Raw genomic sequence first — 23,129 nt, 5'->3', positions numbered from 1 at the left:
GGGCAGGCGCCGCCTCGGAGCGAAGGTAGTTGCAGACTTCAACTGTCAGCGGCCCTCCGCATCCGTTCCTGGCCGCCGAGATGAGAGGTACGCGTGTCATCCAGGCTTGAGGCCGAGCATCTGTACAAGGTGTTCGGCAGACGACCGGACGAGGCAGTGGAAAGACTCCGGCGGGGAGCCGACCGGGAGGAGCTGCGCGCCGAAGGCACCACCGCCGCCGTGATCGACGCCTCCTTCACGGTGGAGCCCGGCGAGATCTTCGTCGTCATGGGTCTGTCCGGCTCCGGCAAGTCCACACTGCTGCGGATGCTCAACGGGCTGCTGGAGCCGACCGCGGGTCACGTCCGCTTCGACGGCCAGGACCTGACCGCGCTCAGCGACCGCGAACTGCGCGAGGTCCGCTCGAAGAAGATCAGTATGGTCTTCCAGCACTTCGCGCTCTTCCCGCACCGCAGCGTCCGCGAGAACGCCGCCTACGGCCTTGAAGTGCAGGGCGTGCCCCGCGCCGAGCGCGAGCGTCGCGCCGGCGAGGCGCTCGCCCTGTGCGGCCTGGCCGGCTGGGAGAAGTCCTGGCCCGACGAGCTCTCCGGCGGCATGCAGCAGCGCGTGGGCCTGGCCCGCGCCCTCGCCACCGACGCCGACCTGCTGCTGATGGACGAGTCCTTCAGCGCGCTGGACCCGCTGATCCGCCGCGACATGCAGGACCAGCTCCTGCAGCTGCAGCAGACCCTGAGGAAGACGATCGTCTTCATCACCCACGACCTCAACGAAGCCATGCGCCTGGGCGACCGCATCGCCGTCATGCGCGACGGCCGCATCGTGCAGACCGGCACCGCGGAGGACATCCTGCTCCGCCCCGCGGGCGAGTACGTCGCGTCCTTCACCCAGGACGTCGACCGCTCCCGCGTGCTCACCGCGGGCTCGGTCATGGACCGGAACGTACGCGGTGACGAGGCCGACTGCGGTTGCGAGACCGCAACGCCCGACACGCCGTTCACCGAGCTGTGCGCGATCAGTGCCCGGGTGCCCCATCCCGTCGCGGTGCTCGACGCGCAGCGCGCACTCGTCGGGGTCGTCCCGCGACAACGCCTCGTCGGCTTCCTCGGCGACGAGCAGGCCACCCCCGGAACCTGCGACACCCCGCGGGACAAGGGCGGCGAGAAGGTGGTGGCCCGTGCCTAGGATTCCGCTCGGCGACTGGGTCAACACCACGGTCGACTGGCTGCTCGACCACATGGCCTGGCTCTTCGACTTCTTCAAGACCGTGTTCACCGGAGCCTACGACGGCATCGACGCCGTCCTCCAGGCGCCCGAACCACTGCTCCTCGGGGGCATCTTCGCCGTGCTCGCCTTCTGGCTGCGCGGCACCTTCGCCGGTGTCCTCACCTTCGTGGGATTCGCCTTCATCGACTCCCTCCAGCTGTGGGAGGACGCGATGGTGACGCTGTCGCTCGTCCTCGTCGCGACGATCATCGCGCTCGTCGTCTCGGTGCCGGTCGGCATCTGGGCGGCGCGCTCCAACCGGGTCAGCGGGTTGGTCCGGCCGGTCCTGGACTTCATGCAGACGCTGCCCGCGATGATCTACCTCATCCCGGCCATCCTGTTCTTCGGGACGGGCGCCTCGGCGGGCATCGTCGCCACGCTGATCTTCGCGCTCGCCCCGGGCGTGCGGATGACGGAGCTGGGCATCCGCCAGGTCGACAAGGAACTGGTCGAGGCCGCCGCCGCGTTCGGCACCACGCCCCGCAACACGCTGCTGCGCGTCCAGCTGCCGTTGGCACTGCCCACCGTCATGGCCGGTGTGAACCAGGTCATCATGCTCGGCCTGTCCATGGCCGCGATCGCCGGCATGGTCGGCACCGGCGGCCTCGGCGGCGACGTCAACGAGGCCATCGGCCAGCTCAACGTCGGCCTCGGTTCCGAGGCCGGTATCGCCATCGTGATCCTCGCGATCTACCTCGACCGCATGACCAGCGCCCTGGGCACCCAGGTCTCCCCGCTCGGCCGCCGCGCCGCCGCGAAGGCGCGCGCCGCGCAGGGCATGAAGATCTGGTCGTACCGGCCCCGCCCGACAGTCGCCGTGATCGGGGTCGTCATCCTCGCACTCGTGGCGGGCGGCATGGGTGTCTTCGGCGGCCACGACGGCTCCGCGGCCGTGGCCGACGGCAAGGACGTCGGCGGCGGCAAGAAGATCACCATCGGCTACATCCCCTGGGACGAGGGCGTCGCCTCCACCTACCTGTGGAAGGAGATCCTCGAACAGCGCGGCTTCCACGTGGAGGCCAAGCAGTTCGACGCCGGACCGCTCTACACCTCTCTCGCGCAGGGCACCGTCGACTTCGAGACCGACTCCTGGCTGCCGACCACCCACGCGCAGTACTGGAAGAAGTACGGCAAGCAGCTCGACGACCTCGGCTCCTGGTACGGCCCCACCTCCCTGGAGCTGAGCGTGCCGTCGTACATGAAGGGCGTCGACTCCCTGGCCGACCTCAAGGGCAGGGCCGGCACCTTCGGCGGGAAGATCACCGGCATCGAGTCCAGCGCCGGCGAGATGGCCCTGCTCAAGAGCAAGGTGCTCAAGGAGTACGGCCTGGACAAGGAGTACAAGGTCGTCGACAGCTCCACGCCCGCGATGCTGGCCGAGCTCAAGCGCGCCTACAGCAAGAAGGAACCGATCGTCGTCACGCTCTGGTCGCCGCACTGGGCGTACAACGACTACGACCTGAAGAAGCTGAAGGACCCCAAGGGCGCCTGGGGCAAGGGCGACGGCGTGCACACGCTGGCCCGCAAGGGCTTCGCGGACGACAACCCCGTCGTCGGCAAGTGGCTGAAGAACTTCAGGGTGAGCGAGAAGCAGCTCACCAGCCTCGAAGCCGAGATCAACAAGGCGGGCAAGGGCAGGCAGCAGGACGCCGTGCGCGCCTGGCTGAAGGACAACCCGGGGATCGTCGACAAGCTGGCCCCGGTGCAGGGCGGCTCCGGCTCGCACCCGGCCGAGGCGAAGCGCGCCCTGGACGTCGCATGGTTCCCCTGGGACGAGGACGTCGCCGTCACCTACCTGTGGAAGAACGTCCTGGCGCGGCGCGGCTACCGGCTGAACCTGAGGCAGATGGACGTGGGCCCGGTCTACACCGGCCTGGCCTCCGGCGACATCGACCTCAACTTCGACGCCTGGCTGCCCTACGCCCAGAAGAACTACTGGGACAAGAGCAAGGACTCACTCAGGGACCTGGGCACCTGGTACCGGCCGACCTCGCTGGAAGTCGCCGTGCCTTCGTACGTCAAGGACGTCAAGTCCCTCGAGGACCTCAAGGGTAAGGCGGGCACCTTCGGCGGGAAGATCATCGGCATCGAACCGGGTACCGGCGAAATGAACCTGCTCAAGAACAAGGTCCTGCCCGGCTACGGCCTGGACAAGGAGTACAAGGTCGTCGACGGCTCCACGCCGGCGATGCTGGCCGAGCTCAAGCGCGCCTACGCCAAGAAGGAGCCCGTCGCGGTCGTCCTCTGGTCGCCGCACTGGGCGTACAGCGAGTACGACCTCACCAGGCTGAAGGACGACAAGAAGCTCTTCGGCGAGGGCAACACGATCCGCACCATCTCCAGCGAGAAGTTCCCGGAGCAGTACCCGCAGGTCACGAAGTGGATCAAGAACTTCAGGATGAGCGAGGACGAGCTCGGCAGCCTGGAGAGCGAGATCAACAAGCGCGGCCAGGGGCACGAGGAGGAAGCGGTCGACGCCTGGCTGAAGAAGCACCCGGACATGGTCGACCGGATGACGCCGCAGTAGCCGCTGCGCCGACCGCCGCCCGAGGGGCGGGCCTTCCCACGCCTCCTGACCGCGTGGGTGCGGCCCGCCCCTCGGGTCATGTCCGCGGTGCTGCCCCGGTGCGCACCGGCCCGGGGAGCATGCTTCCACTTACGGCAAGGATCCGGCCAACCACGCAGGGCCATGCCCACGCCCGAGCTCACCGCGCACTCCGACCGAGGGCCGGGGCGGGCGGCGCAACCCGCATACGCGGACGCGCGCCCGCGACGCCGCGACGGCGCGGGCCGGCTGCCTGGGGTCCCGTGTTCGGGCGGCGCGGGCCGGCTGCCTGGGGTCCCGTGTTCGGGCGGCGCGGGCCGGCTGCCTGGGGTCCCGTGTTCGGGCGGCGTGGGATTGTCGCCTGGGGTCCCGTGTTCGGGCGGCGTGGGATTGTCGCCTGGGGTCCCGTGTTCGGGCGGCGCGGGCCGGCTGCCTGGGGTCCCGTGTTCGGGCGGCGTGGGATTGTCGCCTGGGGTCCCGTATTCCGGCGGCGGCAGGGTGCCGTCCCCTGCCCCGCCGTGCCGGTCTCCACGCCTGATCTGCCGCTTCGTCCCCGGGAGGACGTCGCGCCCGGTGAGGCACGGACGCTGATCCACTGGCGCGATCTGTGAGGTCGCAGGCCCCGCGAGGTGACGGGGAAGTGACGGCCGCATGAAACGGTTTGCCGAACATGCGTAGGGTGCAGAGAACTCATCAGAAGAAGTGCGCCCGGAGCCGGGCACACGGGCAGCGGACCGACGAGCGAAGGAAGGAGCCGGAGCGATGGGCGACCACAAAGAGCAGCCACTTCGAGTGGGCGCGGCCGTGCGGCGGCGCCGCCGCGCGCTGGAGCTCACCCTCGCAGTCGTGGCCGAGCGCAGCGGCCTGTCGGTCCCCTTCCTGAGCCAGATCGAGAACGACCGGGCCCGTCCCAGCAGAAGCTCCCTCGAAAAGGTCGCCGACGCCCTGCGCACCACCGCAGTCGAGCTGCTGGCGGCGGCCGACCCGGCGTGCAGCGTCGACGTCGTGCGCGCCGAGGCCACCGAGCTGGAGCCCGAACCCCGGGTGCGCTCGCTGGTACGCGGTCACCACCAGTTGCACGCCTCCGAGTTCACCGGTGACCACGACGCGGGCCGTGAATTCCAGCACCGCAACGACGAGTTGATGTACGTCGCCGACGGCGCGGTGGAGATCGAGGCGGAGGGCCGCGCCTACCGGCTCGTGCGCGGCGACACCATGTACCTGACCGGCGGAGTGCGCCACCGCTGGCGGGCGACCGTGCCGGACACGCGTGTGATCGTGGTCGCGGTGGCCGAACACATCGAGGCGGTGCAGGACCGGTCGCGCTGATGCGGGTCGTCTCCCTGGTGCCCTCGCTCACGGAGGCGGTGGCGGTGTCGCGGCCCGGCGTCCTGGTCGGCGCCACGGACTGGTGCACCCACCCGGCGGACCTCGACGTCGTCCGCGTCGGCGGCACCAAGAACCCCAAGGCCGACCGGATCGTCGCCCTCGCCCCCGACCTGGTCGTCGCCAACGAGGAGGAGAACCGCACGCCCGACCTCGACGCGCTGCGCGCGGCGGGCGTCGAGGTGCTGGTGACCGAGGTGCGCGACGTGCCGCAGGCCTTCCGGGAACTGGCGCGGGTGCTGGACGCGTGCGGGGTGACGGCACGGCCGCGGTGGCTGGACGAGGTGGAGGCGGCCTGGTCGTCGCTGCCGGCACCTCAGGGGCGTACGACCGCAGTCGTGCCGATCTGGCGGCGGCCCTGGATGGTGCTCGGCCGGGACACCTTCGCGGGCGATGTGCTGTCCCGCCTCGGCGTCGACCACCTGTATGCGGACCACGCCGAGCGCTACCCCCGCATCCCGCTGGAAGAGCTGCGGGCGGCGGCCCCGGACGTCGTCGTCCTGCCGGACGAGCCGTACCGCTTCACCGCCGTCGACGGCCCGGAGGCCTTCCCCGGACTGCCGTGCGCGCTGGTCAGCGGACGGCACCTGACGTGGTACGGGCCGTCACTGGCCGAGGCGCCGCGGGTGTTGGGCGAGGCACTGCGAGCAGCGCGCCGCTGACCAGTTCCCGTCCGACGGCCGGGGCGCCCCGCCGCCGACGGCCAGCAGGGCCATGGCGAGACAGCCCGTGGAACGGGGCCGTGGCCGGGTCGAGGAGGCGGGCGCGGGCCTGGTCGCGATGGTGCGTCCAGTGCACGGTGCGAGCGGCGAGGAGGGCCACCAGCAGGACGAAAGACAGGGCCCGGACGGCGGCGCAGGCGGTGCGCAGTCCGGGGCCGCGCACCGGGAGTGCGGCTCCCGCCGTGGCGACGGCGGCGGTGCCCATGACGGCGGCGTACCAGTTGGGTCCGAGGTGGCGGACGGCGGGGACGCGGGGCCGGGGTGCGGCGAAGTGCTCCCTGCTCACCCACCCGTCCGTCTCGCCGACTGAGGAGCGGGGCGGCTGTGGGGTGCCGCTCCTCGAATGCCGACAGTGTCCGGTGTCGCTGCCGCAGATCTGCGGCATCGGCGGGCATCGGGGGTCTCCGGTCGGCGTTCGGGGTGGGGGCGGGCGAGGCCCGGTGGAAAAGCGCGCGCGCTGCCGGTTCCGGCCCGCACCATGGCGCGCACGAGCCCGCCGCCCCGCCCGCCACGGGCGTCCGTACCTTCTGGGAGGAACTCCCCGACGCCGTCACGGATGCCGTCGCGGGGCGCACTCGGGGCGCCCGTCGTCCACCCCGTCACCGGGAAGCCGCCGCCTGGACCACCCCCTGCCCTGCCCTGCCGGGCTACGGCAGCAGTGATGGCTCCGCTCCGCAGCTTCTCCCTCCCGTTCTCCTCCCACCTGTCCGCAGCCCCTCGCCCGGGCACGGGGGGCCGGGGCTCAGGACGCGGTCGTGCGGGACGAGCCGGCGGCCGCCGCCCGGACCAACCCCCGCATGACCCGGAGGTCCTCGCCCATCTCCGGGTGCCACTGCACGCCCAGCACCCAGTCGGCGGCCGGCAGCTCGATGGCCTCCACCGTGCCGTCCTCCGCGTGCGCCGAGGCCACCAGACCCTCGCCGAGGCGGTCGACCGCCTGGTGGTGGTAGGTCGGGACGGTCATCTCCTCCGGCACCGCCTCGGCGTACCGCGTGCCGGGCACCGGTTTGACCGGGTGACCGCCGAAGACGCCGACCACCTCCGCGTGCCCGTCGAGATGCTGGACGAGGGTCCCGCCGAGGGCGACGTTCAGCAGTTGCATGCCCCGGCAGATGCCGAGCAGCGGGACGCGCGCGGCCAACGCCGCCTCGATCAGCGCGAGTTCCCAGGCGTCCCGGGCCCGGGCGGGCGGGCCCGTACGGGGGTCGGGCCGCGCGCCGTAGCGGACGGGCTCGACGTCCGGGCCGCCCGCGATCACCAGCCCGTCGAGGCGGGCCACGGCCGCGGCGGCGTTCTCCGGCTCGTCCGGCGGCAGCAGCGCGGCGAGCCCGCCCGCCCGCTGCACCAGCCGCGGATAGCCGACCGGCAGCAGCGCCGCCTCCAGCTCCCACACACCCCAGCGCGCCCCGGCCTCCAGGTACGTACTGATGCCGATCAGCGGTCGTCCGGTCACACGGCCCTCCCTGCCCTGCAATGGTGTACGAACATACCTTTACGGGCCTCGGTTGTCGCGGCAAGCCCCGCCGGGGTTCTGGAGGCCCGGACGCCAGTCCCGGAAGCCCGAGTCCCGAGTCCCGGAGGTCAGTCCCGGAGTCCCGGGGGCCTGGAGCCCCAGCAGCGCGGAGCCCAGTCCCGGAGGTCCGAAGCCCCGGAAACCCCCGACGCCGTCACGCCAGAAAGCCCCGCAGCAGCGCCGCCGTTCCGGCGCAGTGCTCCCGCATCATTTCCCGCGCCCCGTCGGCGTCGCCGTCCAGTACTGCCTCCACCAGCGCGATGTGCTGCCGCTGCGAGTGCTCCAGGTTGCGCACGAGCAGCGGGATGCAGTCCAGCAGGTCGTTCACCGTCGCCCGTACCGCGGCGTACTGCGCGGTGAGCGACGGCGAGCCGCACAGCTCGGCGAGTGTGAGGTGCAGCAACGTGTCCAGGCGCCGGTAGTCGGCCAGTGGCGCGTCGTGCGTGCGGTCCAGCGCCTCCCGCAGCCGCGCCGCCTGCTCGTCGGTGAGCCCGTGCGCCGCGCACAGGCCCGCCGCGCCCACCTCCAGCACCTCCCGGAAGCGCAGCACGTCCTCGATGTCGACCTCGGCGATCCGGCGCCGCAGCTCGTCCTCGCCGCCCGCGTCCGGACGGGGCAGCACGAACGTTCCGCCGTAGCGCCCGCGCCGCGACTCCACCAGCTTCTGGTCCTGCAGGACCTTGAGCACCTCGCGCAGGGTCACCCGGCTGATTCCCAGCCGCTCCGCCAGCTCCCGCTCGGCCGGCAGCCGCTCGCCGGCCGGTACCAGCCCGAGCCGGACGACCTGCAGGATCTGCTCGAGCGCCTCCTCGAAGCCGTTGCCCGCCCGCACCGGCCGCAGCACCGGCGTGAGGCGATCGTCCAGCCTCTGCGGACCCGTGTCCTGCGCCATCCGGCCGCATCCCCTTCCCAAGCAATGGTTCTCGGCAATACCTTATGGCTCCCGGCTGGCCGAAGTAGCCGAAGGAGGCTCTCCCGTGGCAGACCGCACACCCCCGCTGAGCGTCGAGGAGCTGCACGCCCTCGTCGCGAGCGGTGAGATCGACACCGTCGTCCTGGCCTTCCCCGACATGCAAGGGCGTCTCCAGGGCAAGCGGTTCGCCGCGCGCTTCTTCCTCGACGAGGTCCTCCACCACGGCACCGAGGGCTGCAACTACCTCCTGGCCGTCGACACCGAGATGAACACGGTCGACGGCTATGCCATGTCCTCCTGGGACCGCGGCTACGGCGACTTCGCCATGCACCCGGACCTGTCCACGCTCCGCCGCGTCCCCTGGCACGCGGGCACCGCCATGGTCATCGCCGACCTCGCCTGGAACGACGGCTCCCCGGTCGCCGCCGCGCCCCGCCAGATCCTGCGCCGCCAGCTGGAACGCCTCGCCGAGCACGGCTACACCGCCCAGGTCGGCACCGAGCTGGAGTTCATCGTCTTCAAGGACACCTACGAGCAGGCCTGGGACGCGGGCTACCGAGGGCTCACCCCGGCCAACCAGTACAACATCGACTACTCGATCCTCGGCACCGGCCGCATCGAACCCCTGCTGCGCCGTCTGCGGAACGACATGGCCGGCGCCGGCCTCACCGTCGAGTCCGCCAAGGGCGAGTGCAACCCCGGCCAGCACGAGATCGCCTTCCGCTACGACGAGGCCCTGCGCACCTGCGACCAGCACGCCATCTACAAGACCGGCGCCAAGGAGATCGCCGCCCAGGAGGGCGTGTCCCTGACCTTCATGGCCAAGTACAACGAGCGCGAGGGCAACTCCTGCCACATCCACCTCTCGCTCGCGGACGCCGACGGCACCAACGCCATGGCCGGTTCTCCGGGCGACCCGGGCGGCATGTCGGAGGTGATGCGCCACTTCCTCGCCGGGCAGTTGGCCGCGCTGAGGGACTTCTCGCTCCTCTACGCCCCCAACATCAACTCCTACAAGCGGTTCCAGCCCGGCTCCTTCGCGCCGACCGCCGTCGCCTGGGGCCACGACAACCGCACCTGCGCCCTCCGCGTGGTCGGCCACGGCCGCTCCCTGCGCTTCGAGAACCGGCTGCCCGGCGGCGACGTCAACCCGCACCTGGCGGTGGCGGGGCTGGTCGCCGCGGGGCTGTACGGCATCGAGCAGAAGCTGGAGCTGCCCGAGCCCTGTCCGGGCAACGCCTATACCGCCGGGTTCGAGCACGTCCCCACCACGCTCCGCGAGGCCGCCGAGCTCTGGGAGAACAGCCCGATCGCCAAGGCCGCCTTCGGTGACGAGGTCGTCGCGCACTACCGCAACATGGCGCGCGTCGAACTCGACGCCTTCGACGCCGCGGTCACCGACTGGGAGCTGCGCCGCTCCTTCGAACGCATGTGAGAGGTTCTTCCTTGTCCCACAAGCAGTCCTCCGCGCAGTCCTCCGCGCAGTCCTCCGCGCAGTGCCCCGCGCAGTCCTCCGAGTCCTACGAGCCCTACGAGTCCTACGGGCACGAGCTTCAGGTCCTCAACCCGGCCACCGAAGAGGTCGTCGCCACCGTTCCGGCCGCCACCGCGGCCGACGTCGACGCCGCGGTCGTCCGTGCCGCGCAGGCGCAGTCGGCGTGGGCCGCCCTCGCGCCCGGCGACCGCGCCCGGCTGCTGCGCCGCTTCGCCGCGACCGTCGACGAACGCCTCGAGGAGCTCGCCCGGTTGGAGGTCCGCGAGGCCGGCCACACCGTCGGCAACGCCCGCTGGGAGGCGGGCAACGTCCGCGACCTGCTCGACTACGCGGCCGGGGGAGTGGAGCGGCTGACGGGACGCCAGATCCCGGTCCCCGGCGGTTTCGACGTCACCATCCTCGAACCGCTCGGCGTCGTCGGCGTCATCGCGCCCTGGAACTTCCCCCTGCCGATCGCGGCCTGGGGCACGGCCCCGGCGCTCGCCGCCGGCAACGCGGTGATCCTCAAGCCCGCCGAGACGACCCCGCTCACCGCCCTGCGCCTTGCCGAACTCGCCCTGGAGGCCGGGCTTCCCGAGTACCTTTTCCAGGTGCTGCCCGGGCACGGCCCCGTCGCGGGCAACGCCCTGGTCGAGCACCCGGGCGTGGCGAAGATCGTCTTCACTGGGTCCACGGTCGTGGGCAAACAGGTGTTGGCGAAGGGCTCCGCCCTCCTCAAGCGCGTCACCCTCGAACTCGGCGGCAAGAGCCCCAACATCGTCTTCGCCGACGCCGACCTGGAGGCCGCCGCGGCCGCCGCCCCCATGTCCTTCCTGGACAACTCCGGCCAGGACTGCTGCGCCCGCACCCGCATCCTCGTCCAGCGCACCGCCTACGACCGCTTCCTCGACCTCCTCGCCCCCGCCATCGAGTCCGTCCTGGTCGGCGACCCGGCCGACGAGGCCACCCAGATGGGACCACTGATCTCCAAGGCGCAGCTGGAACGCGTCCGTTCGTACGTCGACGCGGACGCGCCCGGCATCCGCGGCAAGGCCCCGGAGGGCCCCGGCTTCTGGTTCCCGCCCACCGTCCTCACCGACGTCGACCCGCACGCGCGCGTGGCCGTCGAGGAGGTCTTCGGGCCGGTCGCCGTCATCCTCCCCTTCGAGGACGAGGCCGACGCGATCCGCCTCGCAAACGACACCGTTTACGGCCTCTCCGGCTCGATCTGGACCCGGGACGTCGGCCGCGCCCTGCGCGTCTCCCAGGCCGTCCGCGCCGGCAACCTGTCCGTCAACTCGCACTCCAGCGTCCGCTACTGGACCCCGTTCGGCGGCTTCAAGCAGTCCGGCATCGGCCGTGAACTGGGCCCGGACGCGCTGACCGCCTTCACCGAAACCAAGAACGTCTTCATCAGCACGGAGGGCCCCGCACAGTGACCTCTCAGACATCGGACACCATCTGCCGCCGCCTGGTCGGCCGTACCGCCGTCATCACCGGAGCCGGCAGCGGCATCGGCCTCGCCACCGCGCGCCGACTCGCCTCCGAGGGCGCCCACGTCGTCTGCGGCGACGTCGACGAGACCCGCGGCAAGGCGGCGGCCGAGGAGGTCGGCGGGCTCTTCGTGAAGGTCGACGTCACCGACTCCGAGCAGGTGGAGGCCCTGTTCAGGACGGCGTACGACACCTACGGCAGCGTCGACATCGCCTTCAACAACGCCGGCATCTCCCCGCCCGACGACGACTCCATCCTGGAGACCGGCCTGGAGGCCTGGAAGCGCGTGCAGGAGGTCAACCTCACCTCCGTCTACCTGTGCTGCAAGGCCGCCATCCCCTACATGCGCCGCCAGGGCAAGGGGTCCATCATCAACACGGCGTCCTTCGTGGCCCGGATGGGCGCGGCCACCTCGCAGATCTCGTACACGGCCTCCAAGGGCGGCGTGCTGGCCATGTCCCGCGAGCTGGGCGTGCAGTTCGCGCGGGAGGGCATCCGCGTGAACGCCCTCTGCCCCGGACCGGTCAACACTCCACTCCTCCAGGAGCTCTTCGCCAAGGACCCAGAGCGGGCCGCACGCCGCCTGGTCCACATCCCGGTCGGCCGGTTCGCGGAGGCCGAGGAGATCGCCGCCGCCGTCGCCTTCCTCGCCAGCGACGACTCCTCCTTCGTGAACGCCACCGACTTCCTGGTGGACGGGGGAATCGCGGGGGCGTACGTCACGCCTCTCTAGGTAAATCCCCGCGTACCGGTACGGTTCCCGTCGTATGCGACACCTTCTGGCGTGGACCCTGGTCGCGGCCGCCGCCCTGGCGGCCGCACCCCCCGCAGCCGGCGCGACCGGACACCCCACCACCTGCCCCCGCCTGTCCAGCAACTGGTACGGCGACAACCGCGCCCGCCTCCAGCACGTCATCGACACCCGCGGCACCTGCGCCGCCCGCCCCGTCCCCGGCCGGCAGCGCCCCATCGCCGTGTTCGACTGGGACAACACGGTCACCAAGAACGACGTCACCGACGCCACCCTCGCCTGGTCCCTCGGGCACGACAGGGTCCTGCGCCCCGCCCGCTGGAAGGACACCAGCAAGTGGCTCACGGACGCCGCCGACCGGGCCCTCACCGCGGCCTGCGGCACCGGCGTCCCCGTGGGCGCGCCCCTGCCCACCTCGGCCAACCCGCGCTGCACGGACGAGATCCTCGAGATCCGCGAGCACGCCACCACCATGAGCGGCGCCCCGGCCTTCGCGGGCACCTGGGACCACCGGCGCACCGTCCCGCAGTACGCCTGGGTGCCCCAGCTCTTCGCGGGCCACACGCCTGCCGAGCTCTCCTCCTACGCCCGCGCCGCCCGCCGCGAAGCCCTCGCGGCCCCCGTCGGCGCCACCCGGACCCTCGGCACCCACACGGTCCCCGCGTACGTCCGCTACTACGACCAGCAGCGCGACCTCGTCCGCACCCTGCAACGGGCCGGATTCGACGTCCACATCGTCTCCGCCGGCTCCGAACCGATCACCGAGGTCTGGTCCCGCGGCGTCGGCATCGACCCCGCGCACACCCTCGCGATCCGCTCCGTCCTCGACCGCCGCGGCCGCATCACCCCCTGGAACTTCGGCTGCGGCGGCATCCCGGCGACCCGGGGCGAGGCGATCCCGTACATCGACGGCAAGCGCTGCTGGATCAACCAGGAGATCTACGGGATCCGGGGTGCGGCGGCCTGGCGGAAGCAACCACGGCCGCAGCGGCCCGCCCTGGCCGCCGGGGACGCCGACACCGACGTCACCTTCGTCGGCGACGCCACCGCCGCACACCTCGTGCTCAACCGCAACAAGCCCGAACTGATGTGCCGCGCCTACGACGACGCCGACGGCCGCTGGCTGATCAACCCCATGTTCCTCGACCCGCTGCCGCGCAGACCGGACCCCTACCCGTGCTCGACCGCCGCCTTCAACGAACCGGACGGCAGCACGGGACCCGTCCTGCGTGACGACGGCACGGTGGTTCCCGACCAGCGGGACACCGTGTACTGATCTCCAAGGTCCGTCCTACAGTGCCGGGATGAGCATGTCGACCCCGCCCGGCTGGTACCGCGATCCGACGGCCCCGCACCTGGAACGCTGGTGGGACGGTACGGCCTGGACCGAGCACCGGCGCGCCCCCAAAGCACCGGGGCAGCCGGTCCCGCCGCCGTCCGCCGCGGGGGGCTCGACGCGCGCCAGGGCCGTCGCCCTCACCACGGCCGGGGCCGTCCTCGTCGCCGCGATCGTCACGGGCGTGTTCGTGCTCGGCCACGACAACGGGGGCGGCGCCGAGACGAAGACCGCCCCCACCACGCGGTCCGCCGCACCCACGAGCGCCACGCCTTCCCAATCGCCGTCCACGTCCGGCCCTTTCGCCGACGACCCGTCCGTGGTCGTCGACCAGCTCAACGGCATCACCTTGCCGCTGCCCGACGGCTGGGTCAGACCGCAGTACGTCGCCGAGGACGACGTCGTCATGACCACCCACGGCACCTACGACTGCCCCGCCGGCGTCGGCCTGTGCCGGCACGGCCTGGTCATCACACGCACGGCGACCGCGGCCGACGGGACGTCACCCGAGGCCCTGGCGAAGAGCGACATCGCGGACGCGGCCGACGGGGCGTACGACCGGAACGAGGTCGACCAGCGCCCCTACGGCGGGATCACCTCCCAGCAGGCCGTCAAGTCCGGGCAGGTCGAGGTCGCGGGCCGCGCCGGGTACTTCGTGCGCTGGCGCGTCCGGACGGCCAAGGGGCCCGGCGGTTACGTCCAGTCGCTGGCCTTCCCGTCCAGCGTGGGCACCGAGGCGCCGGTCATCGTTCGCTTCGTCTTCGACGCGGGCCCGGACGGGCCGCCCCTGGCCGACATGGACAAGATCACCAAGGGGATACGGCCCGTCGGCGACGCCGGCACGAGCGGCGGCGTCGGCAGCAGCATCGGCCCGTCGAGCTGAGCCGTCACAGGAAGTTGAAGTGAGCCGTCACAGGAAGTCGAACTGAGCCGTCACAGAAACGTGCGGCCCTCGCCGCGGTACGTCGGCACGGTCGCTGTCACCCGGTCGCCCTCGATCAGGTGCAGCACGTCGAACCGCTCGCACAGCTCACCGGCCTTGGCGTGCCGGAACCACACCTTGTCGCCGATCAGCAGGTCGTCCGCGGGCGAGCCGAGCAGCGGGGTCTGCACCTCCCCGGGCCCCTCCTGCGGGTCGTAACGCAGCCCCTCGGGCAGATACGGCACCGGCAGCCGGTCCGGACCGGCCGCACCGGAGGCCGGGTAGCCGCCGCCGAGCACCGTCACGACCCCGACGTCCGGGCGCCGTACGACGGGCTGGGCGAAGAGGGCCGCCGGACGGCCGCGGAAGGACGTGTAGTTGTCGAAGAGACGCGGGACGTAGAGCCCGGAACCGGCGGCTATCTCCGTGACCGCGTCCTCCGCCGCCGTGTGCTGGACGCTGCCCGTGCCGCCGCCGTTGACGAACTCCAGATCCGGCGCCACGGCCCGGACCGCCCGCACCACCGCCGCGCGCCGCTCGGCAAGTTCCCGGCGGGCGGCCGCCTGCATCAGCCGGATGGCGCGCGAACGCAGCGGCCGCCCGGCGACCGCGTCACCGACGCCGGCGATGTGACCCTCGTAGGCCATGATCCCGACGAGCCTGAAGCCCGGCCGCCGGGCCACCGTACGGGCCAGGTCGGCGACCTGGGCGGGGGAGTGCAGCGGGGAGCGGCGGGCACCGACCCGCACCCGCCCGCCGAGCAGCTTCAGCGAGGTGTCCAACTCCAGGCAGACCCGGACGACTTCACGTCCCCCGTCGCGCGAGGCGTCGATCAGGTCGAGCTGCGCAGGGTCGTCGATCATCACGGTGACGGCGGCGGCGAGCTTGGGATCGCCCGCGAGTTCGGCGAAGCCGGCGCGGTCGGCCGACGGATAGGCGAGCAGGACGTCGTCGAACCCGGAGCGCGCCAGCCACAGGGACTCGGCCAGGGTGAACGACATGATGCCGGCGAAGCCGTCCTTGGCGAGGACGCGTTCGAAAAGGGCCCTGCAGCGCACGGACTTGCTGGCGACCCGGACCGGCTTGCCGCCGGCCCGGCGGACGAGGTCGTCCGCGTTGGCGTCGAAGGCGTCCAGGTCCACGATCGCGACAGGGGCGTCGAGATGGGCGGTGGCCCGGTCGTAACGGGCCCGGTCGGCGGCGCGCGCAGTCATGAACGAAGCCTGCCAGACCGGATTACCGCAGGGTAGGGGGACGTTCCGGGCAGATGCCCCGGGCTCGCGGACTGGTTCCCGTTCGAGCGGGGGCAACCCGTAGAGTGACGCGCACGTACGGCGCAACGATCCCGGCCGCACGGTTGAGCCGGGATGGCGGTTCGCACGTACGGGTATGCGTGCCCGGTGACGGACGAGTCCGCGCCGGGCCGGGTGACGAGGACGGCCCGCGTACGAGGACACGGCCCGGGCACGAGGAACGGGGGGTGCATGACCACGGAAGCGCGCCACGCCTCCATTCCCCCGCGACCGACGACGCCCCCGCGTCCGGCGGCGGGGGAGGGCCGGACCGATGAGTCCACCGAGGCGCCCGGGGAGCCGCGGGCGGAGAAGCCGGCGGGCGACGTCGCCGGCGGTTCGGACTCGGCGGTATCGGCGGCACCGGGCGCTTCCGCGCGCAGGGAACTGCGGGACTTCCGGCGTCCGGGGCTGCGGAACTTCGAACGTGTGGGACTGTCGGGCTCCGCGCGCCCAGGACCGTCGGGCTCCGCGCGCCCAGGACCGTCGGGCTCCGCACGTCCGGGACCGTCGGACCCGGAAGCGAGCGCCCCGACGGGAACCCGTGCGCCTGCCGCATCCGAAACGGGCCCCGGCCCCACGTCGCCGCGCGGCGACGACCGCGCCGCCGCCCACCCCACGGCCGCCTCACCGGACGGCCGCCCTCGCGTCCCGGCCTTCCGTTCCGCGGCCCCAGGCGGCACCGACCCCATGACCCCGCCCCCGCCGCCGGCCTCGGCCCGCTTCCCCGACGCCCCGCCGACGGCCGGGCGCGAGACGGCGGGTCCGGGCGCCGGGGGGACCACGTCCGGTGTCGTACCACCCCGTCCCGGGCACCGTCCGACGGCGGCGGCACGGCGTAGCAACGCACCTGCCGAGAACGCGTCGGAGACGACGACACGCCTGCGACCGATCCCCGCCACGACGGCTACCGCGCCCGACACCCCGTCTGGCGGCGGCGCCAGGCCTGCCGCGGGCCGCCCCGGCTCCGCGCGTACGGCACCGCGCCCGGCCACAGCCGACCGGGCCGCCGCGCCCGCGGACGCCGCGCGCCGGCTCCGGCCCGCCACCCCGCCCCGCCCCGCGGGCGCCCCGGGCTCCACCGCCTCCGCCGCCTCCCCCGATCCGGCCCTCTCCTGGAGCGCTCCCATGGCGCCCGGCGCGGTGCTCGGTGCGGGGCGGCCCGTGGTGGCGTTCGGGGAGCCCGAGGGGTACGACGAGCGAGGGCGCGGGCGGACGCTCGGGGGGCGGGTGCGGGTGGGGCCGCGGACGGCCGCGGCGACCGCGTGCGTCGTGCTCGGACTCGGGCTCATCGGCGGTGCCGTGACGGGGAGTTGGCTCACCGGGGACTCGGGGAAGGGCGGCGCGGCCGGTACCTTCGCGGCGGTCGGCAGCATGTGGCACAGCATCCCCGTCGACCAGCTGTTCCCGCCCACCGTGGAGGGCCGCGGCGCCGGGCCGGGCGGCGCCGACCGCACCTGGACCCGCGTCGCCGTCGCGCCGGACAGCGGCTGCCAGGACGCCTTCGACCCGCTGCTGCGCAAGGCACTCGCCCCGGTCGGCTGCGCACGCCTGCTGCGCGCCACGTACACGGACGCCACCCAGAGCTACGTCACCACCGTCGGCCTGCTCTTCACCAAGGCCGACGCCACCGCCATGGGCTCCCTCGCCGCCCGCTTCAAGGCCGAGGGCCTCGACCGGCGCACCGACCTCATGCCCCGCCCGTACGCCGCCGAGGACACCGTCGCCGCGGCCTTCGGCGACAAGCAGCGCGCGTCCTGGACCATCTCCGTCCTCACCGACGCCCCGGTCGTCGTGTACGCCGTCTCCGGCTGGGCCGACGGCCGCACCGTCGACGCCCCGCAGCCCGCCGGGGACGCGATGCAGTCCGGCGCCACCACGGCCCCCGCCCAGGCGGGCCTCGGCCACGAGGCCCAGGGCCTGGCCGACCGCATCGAACGAGGCTTCCGCAAGACCGTCGGTTCGGCCACGGAGAAGCCCTCGTGAAAGCCGTCGTGACCCACAGCACCCACAGCACCCACAGCACCCGCAGCACCCGCAGCACCCGCAGCACCCGCAGGACGGGGGCGCTGAGCCTGCTCCTCGCCGCCTCCCTCGCCCTCGTCCCGTCCACCGCCGCGCACGCCGACGGCATCCGCGCCCAGCAGTGGGCCCTGGACGCCATGCACACCCAGCAGGCCTGGCGCACCACCAAAGGCAAGGGCATCACCGTCGCCGTCCTGGACACCGGCGTCGAGGCCGACCACCCCGACCTCGCCGGCAACGTCCTGCCCGGCAAGGACATGATCGGCTTCGGCGCCCGGCGCGGCGACCGCGCCTGGGCCCGGCACGGCACCGCCATGGCCGGCATCATCGCCGGCCACGGGCACGGCCCCGGCGACGCCGACGGCGTCATGGGCATCGCCCCCGAAGCCAAGATCCTGCCCGTGCGCGTGATCCTCGAGGACGGCGACTCCGCCCGCGCCCGGGCCCGTGCCACCCGCGGCAACGCCCTCGCCGACGGCATCCGCTGGGCCGCCGACCACGGCGCCGACGTCATCAACCTCTCCCTCGGCGACGACTCCGCCTCCGCGCACCCCGAGCCCACCGAGGACGAGGCCGTCCAGTACGCGCTGAAGAAGGGCGCCGTCGTCGTCGCCTCGGCCGGCAACGGCGGCGAGAAGGGCGACCACATCTCCTACCCGGCCGCCTACCCTGGCGTGATCGCCGCCACCGCCGTCGACCGCTACGGCACCCGGGCCTCCTTCTCCACCCACTGCTGGTACGCCACGGTCAGCGCGCCCGGCGTCGACGTCGTGATCGCCGACCCCGACCACAAGTACTACGAGGGCTGGGGCACGAGCGCGGCCTCGGCCTTCGTCTCCGGCGCGGCCGCCCTCATCAAGGCCGCGCACCCCGGCCTGACGCCCGCACAGATCAAGAAGCTCCTGGAGGACACGGCCCGAGAGGCCCCGGTCGGCGGCCGCGACGACTCCCGCGGCTTCGGATTCGTCGACCCCGCCGCCGCCATCGAGGCCGCGGCCCGCCTCAAGCCCGAGGGCCTGCACGCGGCCGCGTACGGCGCCAAGTACTTCGGCTCCGGCCCCGACGCCACCCAGTCCGGCAACGACACATCGAGCTGGGCGGGCCCGCTCGCCGGCAGCGTCGGCGGAGTGCTGCTCGTCGTGGCGGTCGTACTGTCGCGGGGCCGCCGCGAAGAACACGACACCTTCTAGCTCCGGCCTGCCGGTCGGCGCAGGCCTCTGGTCCGGTGGCCGGGCGTGGTGTCCGGGTCAGCCGGTCGGTCGGCCGGCCGGTCGGTGCAGGTGTCCGGGCTGCTCAGCCGCGGAGGCCCCAGGGCGGGTCATTCGGCTGGGGTCTCTGAGCGGGTCAGCCTCGGGAGGCCTCTGGGCCGGTCGGTGGGCGGAGGTGTCGGGGTCAGTCAGTCTGTCAGTCGGTCTGCCGGTCGGTGCAGGTGTCCGGTCTCGTCAGCTGTGGAGGGACCGGGGCGGGTCATGCGGCGGACGCCCCAGGGCCGTTCAGCGGTACAGGCCCCAGGCCGGTCAGCCGTACAGGCCTCAGGCAGGTGTCCGGTCTCGTCAGCTGTGGAGGGACCGGGGCGGGTCATGCGGCGGACGCCCCAGGGCCGTTCAGCGGTACAGACCTCAGGCCGGTCAGCCGTACAGGCCCCAGGCCGGTCAGTCCTACAGCCCGAGGCCGGTCAGCCGTACAGGCCCCAGGTCGGTCAGCCGGCGGAGGCTCTCGGCTGTCGCTGTCGCTCGGTGGAGGGGTTCGGCCGGTCAGCCGGACGTGGAAGCCGAGGCGGACGCCGACGAGGTGCTCCCGGTGAACGCCGACACGGCCGCCTGTGCCGCCGCCTCGACGAGCGAGATCCCCTTCTCCTTCGTCGGGCTGCGGTTCGACAGCGCGGCCACCAGGTAGTCCTCGCCGTCGACCGTCACGCGCCCGATGCTGTTGACGTCCCACAGCCCGGTCGTGCTGCGCGCCAGCCAGCCGTTCTTCAGGGCCCACGCGGAGCCGTCGGCCGCGGCCGACACCCCCCAGTCCTGGTCCTCGGCGATCTGCCCCATCAGCCCCTGGAGATACCTCTGCGAGGCCTCGCTCAGCTCCACGTCGTCCCCGAACACCTGCTTGAGCAGCGTCAGTTGATCGGCGGCCGTGGTCTGGGTCAGCCCCCACAGCATGTCGTCGCCGCCGGTGGTGTCCGTCAGGCCGAAGCGCTTGTTCGCCGCGTCGAGCCCGTCGGTCCTGCCGATGATCCGCCACAGCGCCGACGCGGAGTCGTTGTCGCTGTTCTCGATCATCGCGGTGGCGTACGTCTTCTCCTGCGCGGTCAGATGCCGGCCCGCGTCCTGCGCCTGGAGCAACAGGGTCGCCGGGATGTCGACCTTGACGATGCTCGCCGTGTCGAACGTGCCGTCGCCGTACGCGGCGCTCTCACCGGAGTCCAGGTCCGCCACCGCCACGGACACGGCCGCGCCGTCCACCACCGCCACCGACTTCATCGCCGTGGCCAGCAGCGCGTCCCGGTCCACCGTCGGCTCCGTCACGGCCTCCGCAGATGCCTCCCCGCTCGTCGACGGCGACGCCGAGGACGACGGCGTCGCCGACGACGATACGGCGCCCGCACCGCCGGGTCTTCACATACGCGGTCCCCGCTGCCGTACCGCCCACGACGGCGACACAGGCGAGGGCGGTGTACAGCAGGGGCCGGCGCCGGGAGCGACGAGCGCGGCGGCGGCGACGGCGGGCTCTGGAGGACTCCATGCCCGGGATGCTTCTGGCGACCGCTGTGCGCGCCGTTAGCCGGAGGTTAGATGTCTGTCAGGGGAATCTGAGAACGCCGTGAAAGCGGTGACCGCCGGGTTTCGGGCCCGCACAAGCCCAGCAGCGTCCCCCCGATAGGGTCGGGGACCGTGGCGAACAAGAACATTCCCGACTCCGCCTTCTCCGACGACGACGGCTCCGCCGACCCCCGACTGAGCGCGGCGCTCGCCGCCTGGGCCGAGGACCGCACCGCCGTGGGCCCCGTCCTGCAGGCGCTCAAGAGCGTCCGGCTGCTCGTCCCCGTCGTCGCCCTGCTCGGCGAGGTCGAGGAGGACAGTGTCGAGGAGGACAGTAAGGAGGGGCGCGAAGCTCCCTGGAAAGGCGGTGGTGGGAGACGGGAGGGCGGACTGCGCCGCGAGAAGACCAGCGAGATGGCCGTACCGACCCTGAAGGCCGGCCACCGCACGGCCCTGCCCGTCTTCACCTCCACCGACTCCCTGGCCCGCTGGGACCCGGCGGCCCGTCCCGTCGCCGTACCCCTGCACCAGGCTCTGGAGGCCGCCGCGCACGAGAAGGCGGACACGGTCGTGCTGGACGTGGCCGGGCCGGTGCCGTTCGAGCTGACCGGGCCCGCGCTGCTGGCGCTCGCGGAGGGCCGGACGACGACGGACCCGCTCGCCGACCCGGCCGTGGTGGAGGCGGTGCGGAGCGCCGTGGCCGCCGAGCCGGCCGTGCTGCGCGCCCACCTCGGGCCGGGGCAGGCCGACGGCACCCTCGCCCTCGTCCTCGACGCGTCCGCGGCCCCGGCCGAGGCCGCCCGGGCCGTCGCGGAGCGCCTCGCCGCCAGCGAGACGCTGAGGGCCCGCCTGGTGCGCGGCCTCGACCTGGCACTGCTGCCGGCCGGGGCGACGCCGCCGGGCGAGCCCTTGTACGTGAAGGAGTAGGTCAGCCGAAGATCGGCCCGGTGTACTTCTCGCCGGGGCCCTGGCCCGGCTCGTCCGGGACGACGGACGCCTCGCGGAACGCCAGCTGCAGCGACTTCAGACCGTCGCGCAGCGGCGCGGCGTGGAAGGAGCTGATCTCGGTCGCGCTCGCGTCGAGCAGGCCGGCGAGGGCGTGCACCAGCTTGCGGGCCTCGTCCAGGTCCTTGTACTTGTCGCCCTCCTCGGTCAGACCGAGCTTCACGGCGGCGGCGCTCATCAGGTTGACGGCGACCGTCACGATCACCTCGACCGCAGGGACCTCCGCGATGTCTCGGGTCATGGCGTCGAAGTCGGGCGTCTCGGGGGAGGCCGAGGCGGTCTCGGGATGGTCCGAGTTGGTCTCGGGGTGGTCCGAGGGGGAGGTGTCACTCATGCCCCTCACGATAGGGGTAGCCGGGTCTGCGGCCGTCCGCGGGAGGCCGGTGCGTGCCGATTCGCGCCACCCCCGGCGAGCTGCTAACCTTGTGTGACGACCGGTCGGACGCGCATGCGCCAGAGCAAGCGGGCCCGGCCCACAAGTGGAGGCTTTCGAACTCCCACCTGGCCGCCTTCCGGGCGGCGGGTCACCGGTCAGGCGGCTCCGCCCTTACGGCGCCGATCCGCCCGAACGTGCGCCCCGCGGTCACCGCGGCGGTGCTCCGGTAGTTCGAGGAGCCCCGCCTGTGATCGTCCGGGGCATATTTTGTGCGCCGACGCGGTTAGGTCTATCGAATACAGACGTTACGCGGCTGTCCGCCAGACCGTCGCGTGGTGCTACCGAGGAGGATCCATCAGCGCCGAGCCCCGCATCAACGACCGGATTCGCGTTCCCGAGGTGCGACTTGTCGGTCCCAGTGGCGAGCAGGTGGGCATCGTCCCCCTGGCCAAGGCACTGGAGCTTGCGCAGGAGTACGACCTGGACCTGGTCGAGGTCGCGGCGAACGCCCGTCCGCCCGTGTGCAAGCTCATGGACTACGGGAAGTTCAAGTACGAGTCGGCCATGAAGGCCCGTGAGGCGCGCAAGAACCAGGCGCACACGGTCATCAAGGAGATGAAGCTCCGGCCGAAGATCGACCCGCACGACTACGACACCAAGAAGGGTCACGTCGTCCGGTTCCTCAAGCAGGGCGACAAGGTCAAGATCACGATCATGTTCCGTGGTCGCGAGCAGTCCCGGCCCGAGCTGGGCTACCGGCTGCTGCAGCGGCTCGCGGAGGACGTCCAGGACCTCGGCTTCGTGGAGTCGAACCCGAAGCAGGACGGCCGTAACATGATCATGGTCCTCGGTCCGCACAAGAAGAAGACCGAGGCGATGGCCGAGGCCCGCCAGGCGCAGGAGGCGCGCAAGGCGTCCGCGAAGGCCCATCCCGGTCGATCGCAGAACCCTGCGGATGCCGAGGCGTCGGCCGAGGAGCCCGCCGAGGCGTGACCCCCGGGACCCGCGTCCCAGGATGTAACCGATACAAGAGCGACGCTCTACTGTGCCCGGTTTTCGCGACCGGGCACCGGAGCGCCACCGACGAGGAGAGAACGGCGCTATGCCGAAGAACAAGTCGCACAGCGGTGCCAGCAAGCGCTTCAAGGTCACCGGCTCCGGCAAGGTGCTCCGGGAGCGCGCCGGCAAGCGCCACCTGCTGGAGCACAAGTCGTCCCGTCTGACACGTCGCCTCACCGGCAACGCCGAGATGGCCCCGGGCGACGCCAAGAAGATCAAGAAGCTTCTCGGCAAGTGACGCACCGGCGCCCGCTGAGCGCCGTCCGTCTGGACCGGGACCCAATCGTTTCCGGG

18 protein-coding genes and 2 pseudogenes are annotated in these 23,129 nt (G+C 72.6%); 14 read left to right on the top strand and 6 right to left on the bottom strand.

Annotated elements, in window-relative coordinates:
* The first annotated feature begins 93 nt into the window (after window positions 1-93).
* The 4 genes from ABZV31_RS13080 to ABZV31_RS13065 all read left to right on the top strand — a co-directional run bounded on the left by ABZV31_RS13080 (window position 94) and on the right by ABZV31_RS13065 (window position 5,856).
* Window positions 94-1,182: a glycine betaine/L-proline ABC transporter ATP-binding protein gene (locus ABZV31_RS13080; protein WP_355892107.1), complete on the top strand. Its 1,089-nt coding sequence runs from the start codon at window positions 94-96 to the stop codon at window positions 1,180-1,182.
* Window positions 1,175-3,790: an ABC transporter permease/substrate binding protein gene (locus ABZV31_RS13075; RefSeq protein WP_355892104.1), complete on the top strand. Its 2,616-nt coding sequence runs from the start codon at window positions 1,175-1,177 to the stop codon at window positions 3,788-3,790. Before ABZV31_RS13080 ends, ABZV31_RS13075 begins: the two co-directional genes overlap by 8 nt.
* Window positions 3,791-4,570: 780 nt before the next feature.
* Window positions 4,571-5,137, top strand: coding sequence for an XRE family transcriptional regulator (locus ABZV31_RS13070; RefSeq protein WP_355892101.1), 567 nt, complete (start codon window positions 4,571-4,573; stop codon window positions 5,135-5,137).
* Entirely contained in the window at window positions 5,137-5,856 is a 720-nt protein-coding gene (locus tag ABZV31_RS13065) for a helical backbone metal receptor (RefSeq protein ID WP_355892098.1), read from the top strand. The genes ABZV31_RS13070 and ABZV31_RS13065 overlap by 1 nt, the downstream gene beginning before the upstream one ends.
* On the opposite strand, the pseudogene ABZV31_RS13060 reads toward ABZV31_RS13065, so the two are convergent.
* The 3 genes and pseudogenes from ABZV31_RS13060 to ABZV31_RS13050 all read right to left on the bottom strand — a co-directional run.
* Window positions 5,855-6,121: pseudogene (locus tag ABZV31_RS13060) on the bottom strand (C4-dicarboxylate ABC transporter); the annotation flags it as partial. The gene ABZV31_RS13065 and the pseudogene ABZV31_RS13060 sit on opposite strands and share 2 nt — an antisense overlap.
* Window positions 6,122-6,658: 537 nt before the next feature.
* Entirely contained in the window at window positions 6,659-7,369 is a 711-nt protein-coding gene (locus tag ABZV31_RS13055; RefSeq protein WP_355892095.1) for a gamma-glutamyl-gamma-aminobutyrate hydrolase family protein, read from the bottom strand.
* A 214-nt stretch (window positions 7,370-7,583) separates the two neighbouring features.
* A complete protein-coding gene (locus tag ABZV31_RS13050) occupies window positions 7,584-8,321 on the bottom strand; it encodes an FCD domain-containing protein (RefSeq protein ID WP_355892093.1) in 738 nt (245 codons plus the stop codon).
* 85 nt (window positions 8,322-8,406) lie between these two features.
* Here ABZV31_RS13050 and ABZV31_RS13045 point away from each other — a divergent pair, with 85 nt between their 5' ends.
* Genes ABZV31_RS13045 through ABZV31_RS13025 form a run of 5 tightly spaced genes read left to right on the top strand, consistent with a single transcriptional unit; the run spans window position 8,407 to window position 14,280 of the window.
* Window positions 8,407-9,777 carry a glutamine synthetase family protein gene (locus ABZV31_RS13045; RefSeq protein WP_355892090.1) on the top strand — a complete coding sequence of 457 codons (1,371 nt, stop codon included), beginning with the start codon at window positions 8,407-8,409 and terminating at the stop codon, window positions 9,775-9,777.
* Between the two features lie 11 nt (window positions 9,778-9,788).
* A complete protein-coding gene (locus ABZV31_RS13040; protein WP_355892088.1) occupies window positions 9,789-11,255 on the top strand; it encodes an aldehyde dehydrogenase family protein in 1,467 nt (488 codons plus the stop codon).
* Window positions 11,252-12,043 carry a 3-oxoacyl-ACP reductase gene (locus tag ABZV31_RS13035; protein ID WP_355892085.1) on the top strand — a complete coding sequence of 264 codons (792 nt, stop codon included), beginning with the start codon at window positions 11,252-11,254 and terminating at the stop codon, window positions 12,041-12,043. Before ABZV31_RS13040 ends, ABZV31_RS13035 begins: the two co-directional genes overlap by 4 nt.
* A 34-nt stretch (window positions 12,044-12,077) precedes the next feature.
* Window positions 12,078-13,337, top strand: a complete 1,260-nt coding sequence (locus ABZV31_RS13030; protein ID WP_355892082.1) for a haloacid dehalogenase-like hydrolase — start codon at window positions 12,078-12,080, stop codon at window positions 13,335-13,337.
* Between the two features lie 34 nt (window positions 13,338-13,371).
* A complete protein-coding gene (locus ABZV31_RS13025) occupies window positions 13,372-14,280 on the top strand; it encodes a DUF2510 domain-containing protein (protein ID WP_355892447.1) in 909 nt (302 codons plus the stop codon).
* A gap of 50 nt (window positions 14,281-14,330) precedes the next feature.
* On the opposite strand, the gene ABZV31_RS13020 is transcribed toward ABZV31_RS13025, so the two are convergent.
* On the bottom strand, window positions 14,331-15,533 hold the full coding sequence (locus ABZV31_RS13020; RefSeq protein WP_355892080.1) for an amino acid deaminase/aldolase: 1,203 nt from the start codon (window positions 15,531-15,533) through the stop codon (window positions 14,331-14,333).
* A 1,206-nt stretch (window positions 15,534-16,739) separates the two neighbouring features.
* Here ABZV31_RS13020 and ABZV31_RS13015 point away from each other — a divergent pair.
* Both ABZV31_RS13015 and mycP read left to right on the top strand, forming a co-directional pair.
* On the top strand, window positions 16,740-17,597 hold the full coding sequence (locus ABZV31_RS13015; RefSeq protein WP_355892077.1) for a hypothetical protein: 858 nt from the start codon (window positions 16,740-16,742) through the stop codon (window positions 17,595-17,597).
* 83 nt (window positions 17,598-17,680) lie between these two features.
* Window positions 17,681-18,826 (top strand): type VII secretion-associated serine protease mycosin, encoded by a 1,146-nt coding sequence (mycP, locus tag ABZV31_RS13010; protein ID WP_355892445.1) that lies wholly within the window; start codon window positions 17,681-17,683, stop codon window positions 18,824-18,826.
* Between the two features lie 564 nt (window positions 18,827-19,390).
* Here mycP and ABZV31_RS13005 read toward each other — a convergent pair.
* A pseudogene (locus ABZV31_RS13005) lies at window positions 19,391-20,378 on the bottom strand (serine hydrolase).
* A 149-nt stretch (window positions 20,379-20,527) separates the two neighbouring features.
* On the opposite strand from ABZV31_RS13005, the gene ABZV31_RS13000 reads away from it, so the two are divergent.
* Window positions 20,528-21,322, top strand: coding sequence for an SseB family protein (locus tag ABZV31_RS13000; RefSeq protein ID WP_355892074.1), 795 nt, complete (start codon window positions 20,528-20,530; stop codon window positions 21,320-21,322).
* A gap of 1 nt (window position 21,323) precedes the next feature.
* Here the strand turns inward: ABZV31_RS13000 and ABZV31_RS12995 are convergent, their stop codons facing one another.
* A complete protein-coding gene (locus tag ABZV31_RS12995) occupies window positions 21,324-21,734 on the bottom strand; it encodes a DUF1844 domain-containing protein (protein ID WP_355892071.1) in 411 nt (136 codons plus the stop codon).
* A 396-nt stretch (window positions 21,735-22,130) separates the two neighbouring features.
* On the opposite strand from ABZV31_RS12995, the gene infC reads away from it, so the two are divergent.
* Together infC and rpmI are read left to right on the top strand one after the other, a co-directional pair.
* Window positions 22,131-22,769 carry a translation initiation factor IF-3 gene (gene infC / locus ABZV31_RS12990; protein ID WP_355892443.1) on the top strand — a complete coding sequence of 213 codons (639 nt, stop codon included), beginning with the start codon at window positions 22,131-22,133 and terminating at the stop codon, window positions 22,767-22,769.
* 109 nt (window positions 22,770-22,878) lie between these two features.
* Window positions 22,879-23,073 (top strand): 50S ribosomal protein L35, encoded by a 195-nt coding sequence (gene rpmI / locus ABZV31_RS12985; protein WP_007829094.1) that lies wholly within the window; start codon window positions 22,879-22,881, stop codon window positions 23,071-23,073.
* The last annotated feature ends 56 nt before the right edge of the window (window positions 23,074-23,129 follow it).

It is taken from the genome of Streptomyces sp. NPDC005202, assembly GCF_040608235.1.
Classification (GTDB): Bacteria; Actinomycetota; Actinomycetes; order Streptomycetales; family Streptomycetaceae; genus Streptomyces.
The sequence above is the reverse complement of the archived record's forward strand: the minus strand, read 5'-3'. Positions and strand labels throughout refer to the sequence as shown.

Bases quoted from the DNA above. Each gene is read 5' to 3' on its own strand.
- ABZV31_RS13070 (WP_355892101.1), top strand. From the start codon at position 4,571: ATGGGCGACCACAAAGAGCAGCCACTTCGAGTGGGCGCGGCCGTGCGG.
- ABZV31_RS13065 (WP_355892098.1), top strand. From the start codon at position 5,137: ATGCGGGTCGTCTCCCTGGTGCCCTCGCTCACGGAGGCGGTGGCGGTG.
- ABZV31_RS13050 (WP_355892093.1), bottom strand. From the start codon at position 8,321: ATGGCGCAGGACACGGGTCCGCAGAGGCTGGACGATCGCCTCACGCCG.
- ABZV31_RS13030 (WP_355892082.1), top strand. From the start codon at position 12,078: ATGCGACACCTTCTGGCGTGGACCCTGGTCGCGGCCGCCGCCCTGGCG.
- ABZV31_RS13025 (WP_355892447.1), top strand. From the start codon at position 13,372: ATGTCGACCCCGCCCGGCTGGTACCGCGATCCGACGGCCCCGCACCTG.
- ABZV31_RS13020 (WP_355892080.1), bottom strand. From the start codon at position 15,533: ATGACTGCGCGCGCCGCCGACCGGGCCCGTTACGACCGGGCCACCGCC.
- ABZV31_RS13015 (WP_355892077.1), top strand. From the start codon at position 16,740: ATGGCGCCCGGCGCGGTGCTCGGTGCGGGGCGGCCCGTGGTGGCGTTC.
- ABZV31_RS12995 (WP_355892071.1), bottom strand. From the start codon at position 21,734: ATGAGTGACACCTCCCCCTCGGACCACCCCGAGACCAACTCGGACCAT.
- rpmI (WP_007829094.1), top strand. From the start codon at position 22,879: ATGCCGAAGAACAAGTCGCACAGCGGTGCCAGCAAGCGCTTCAAGGTC.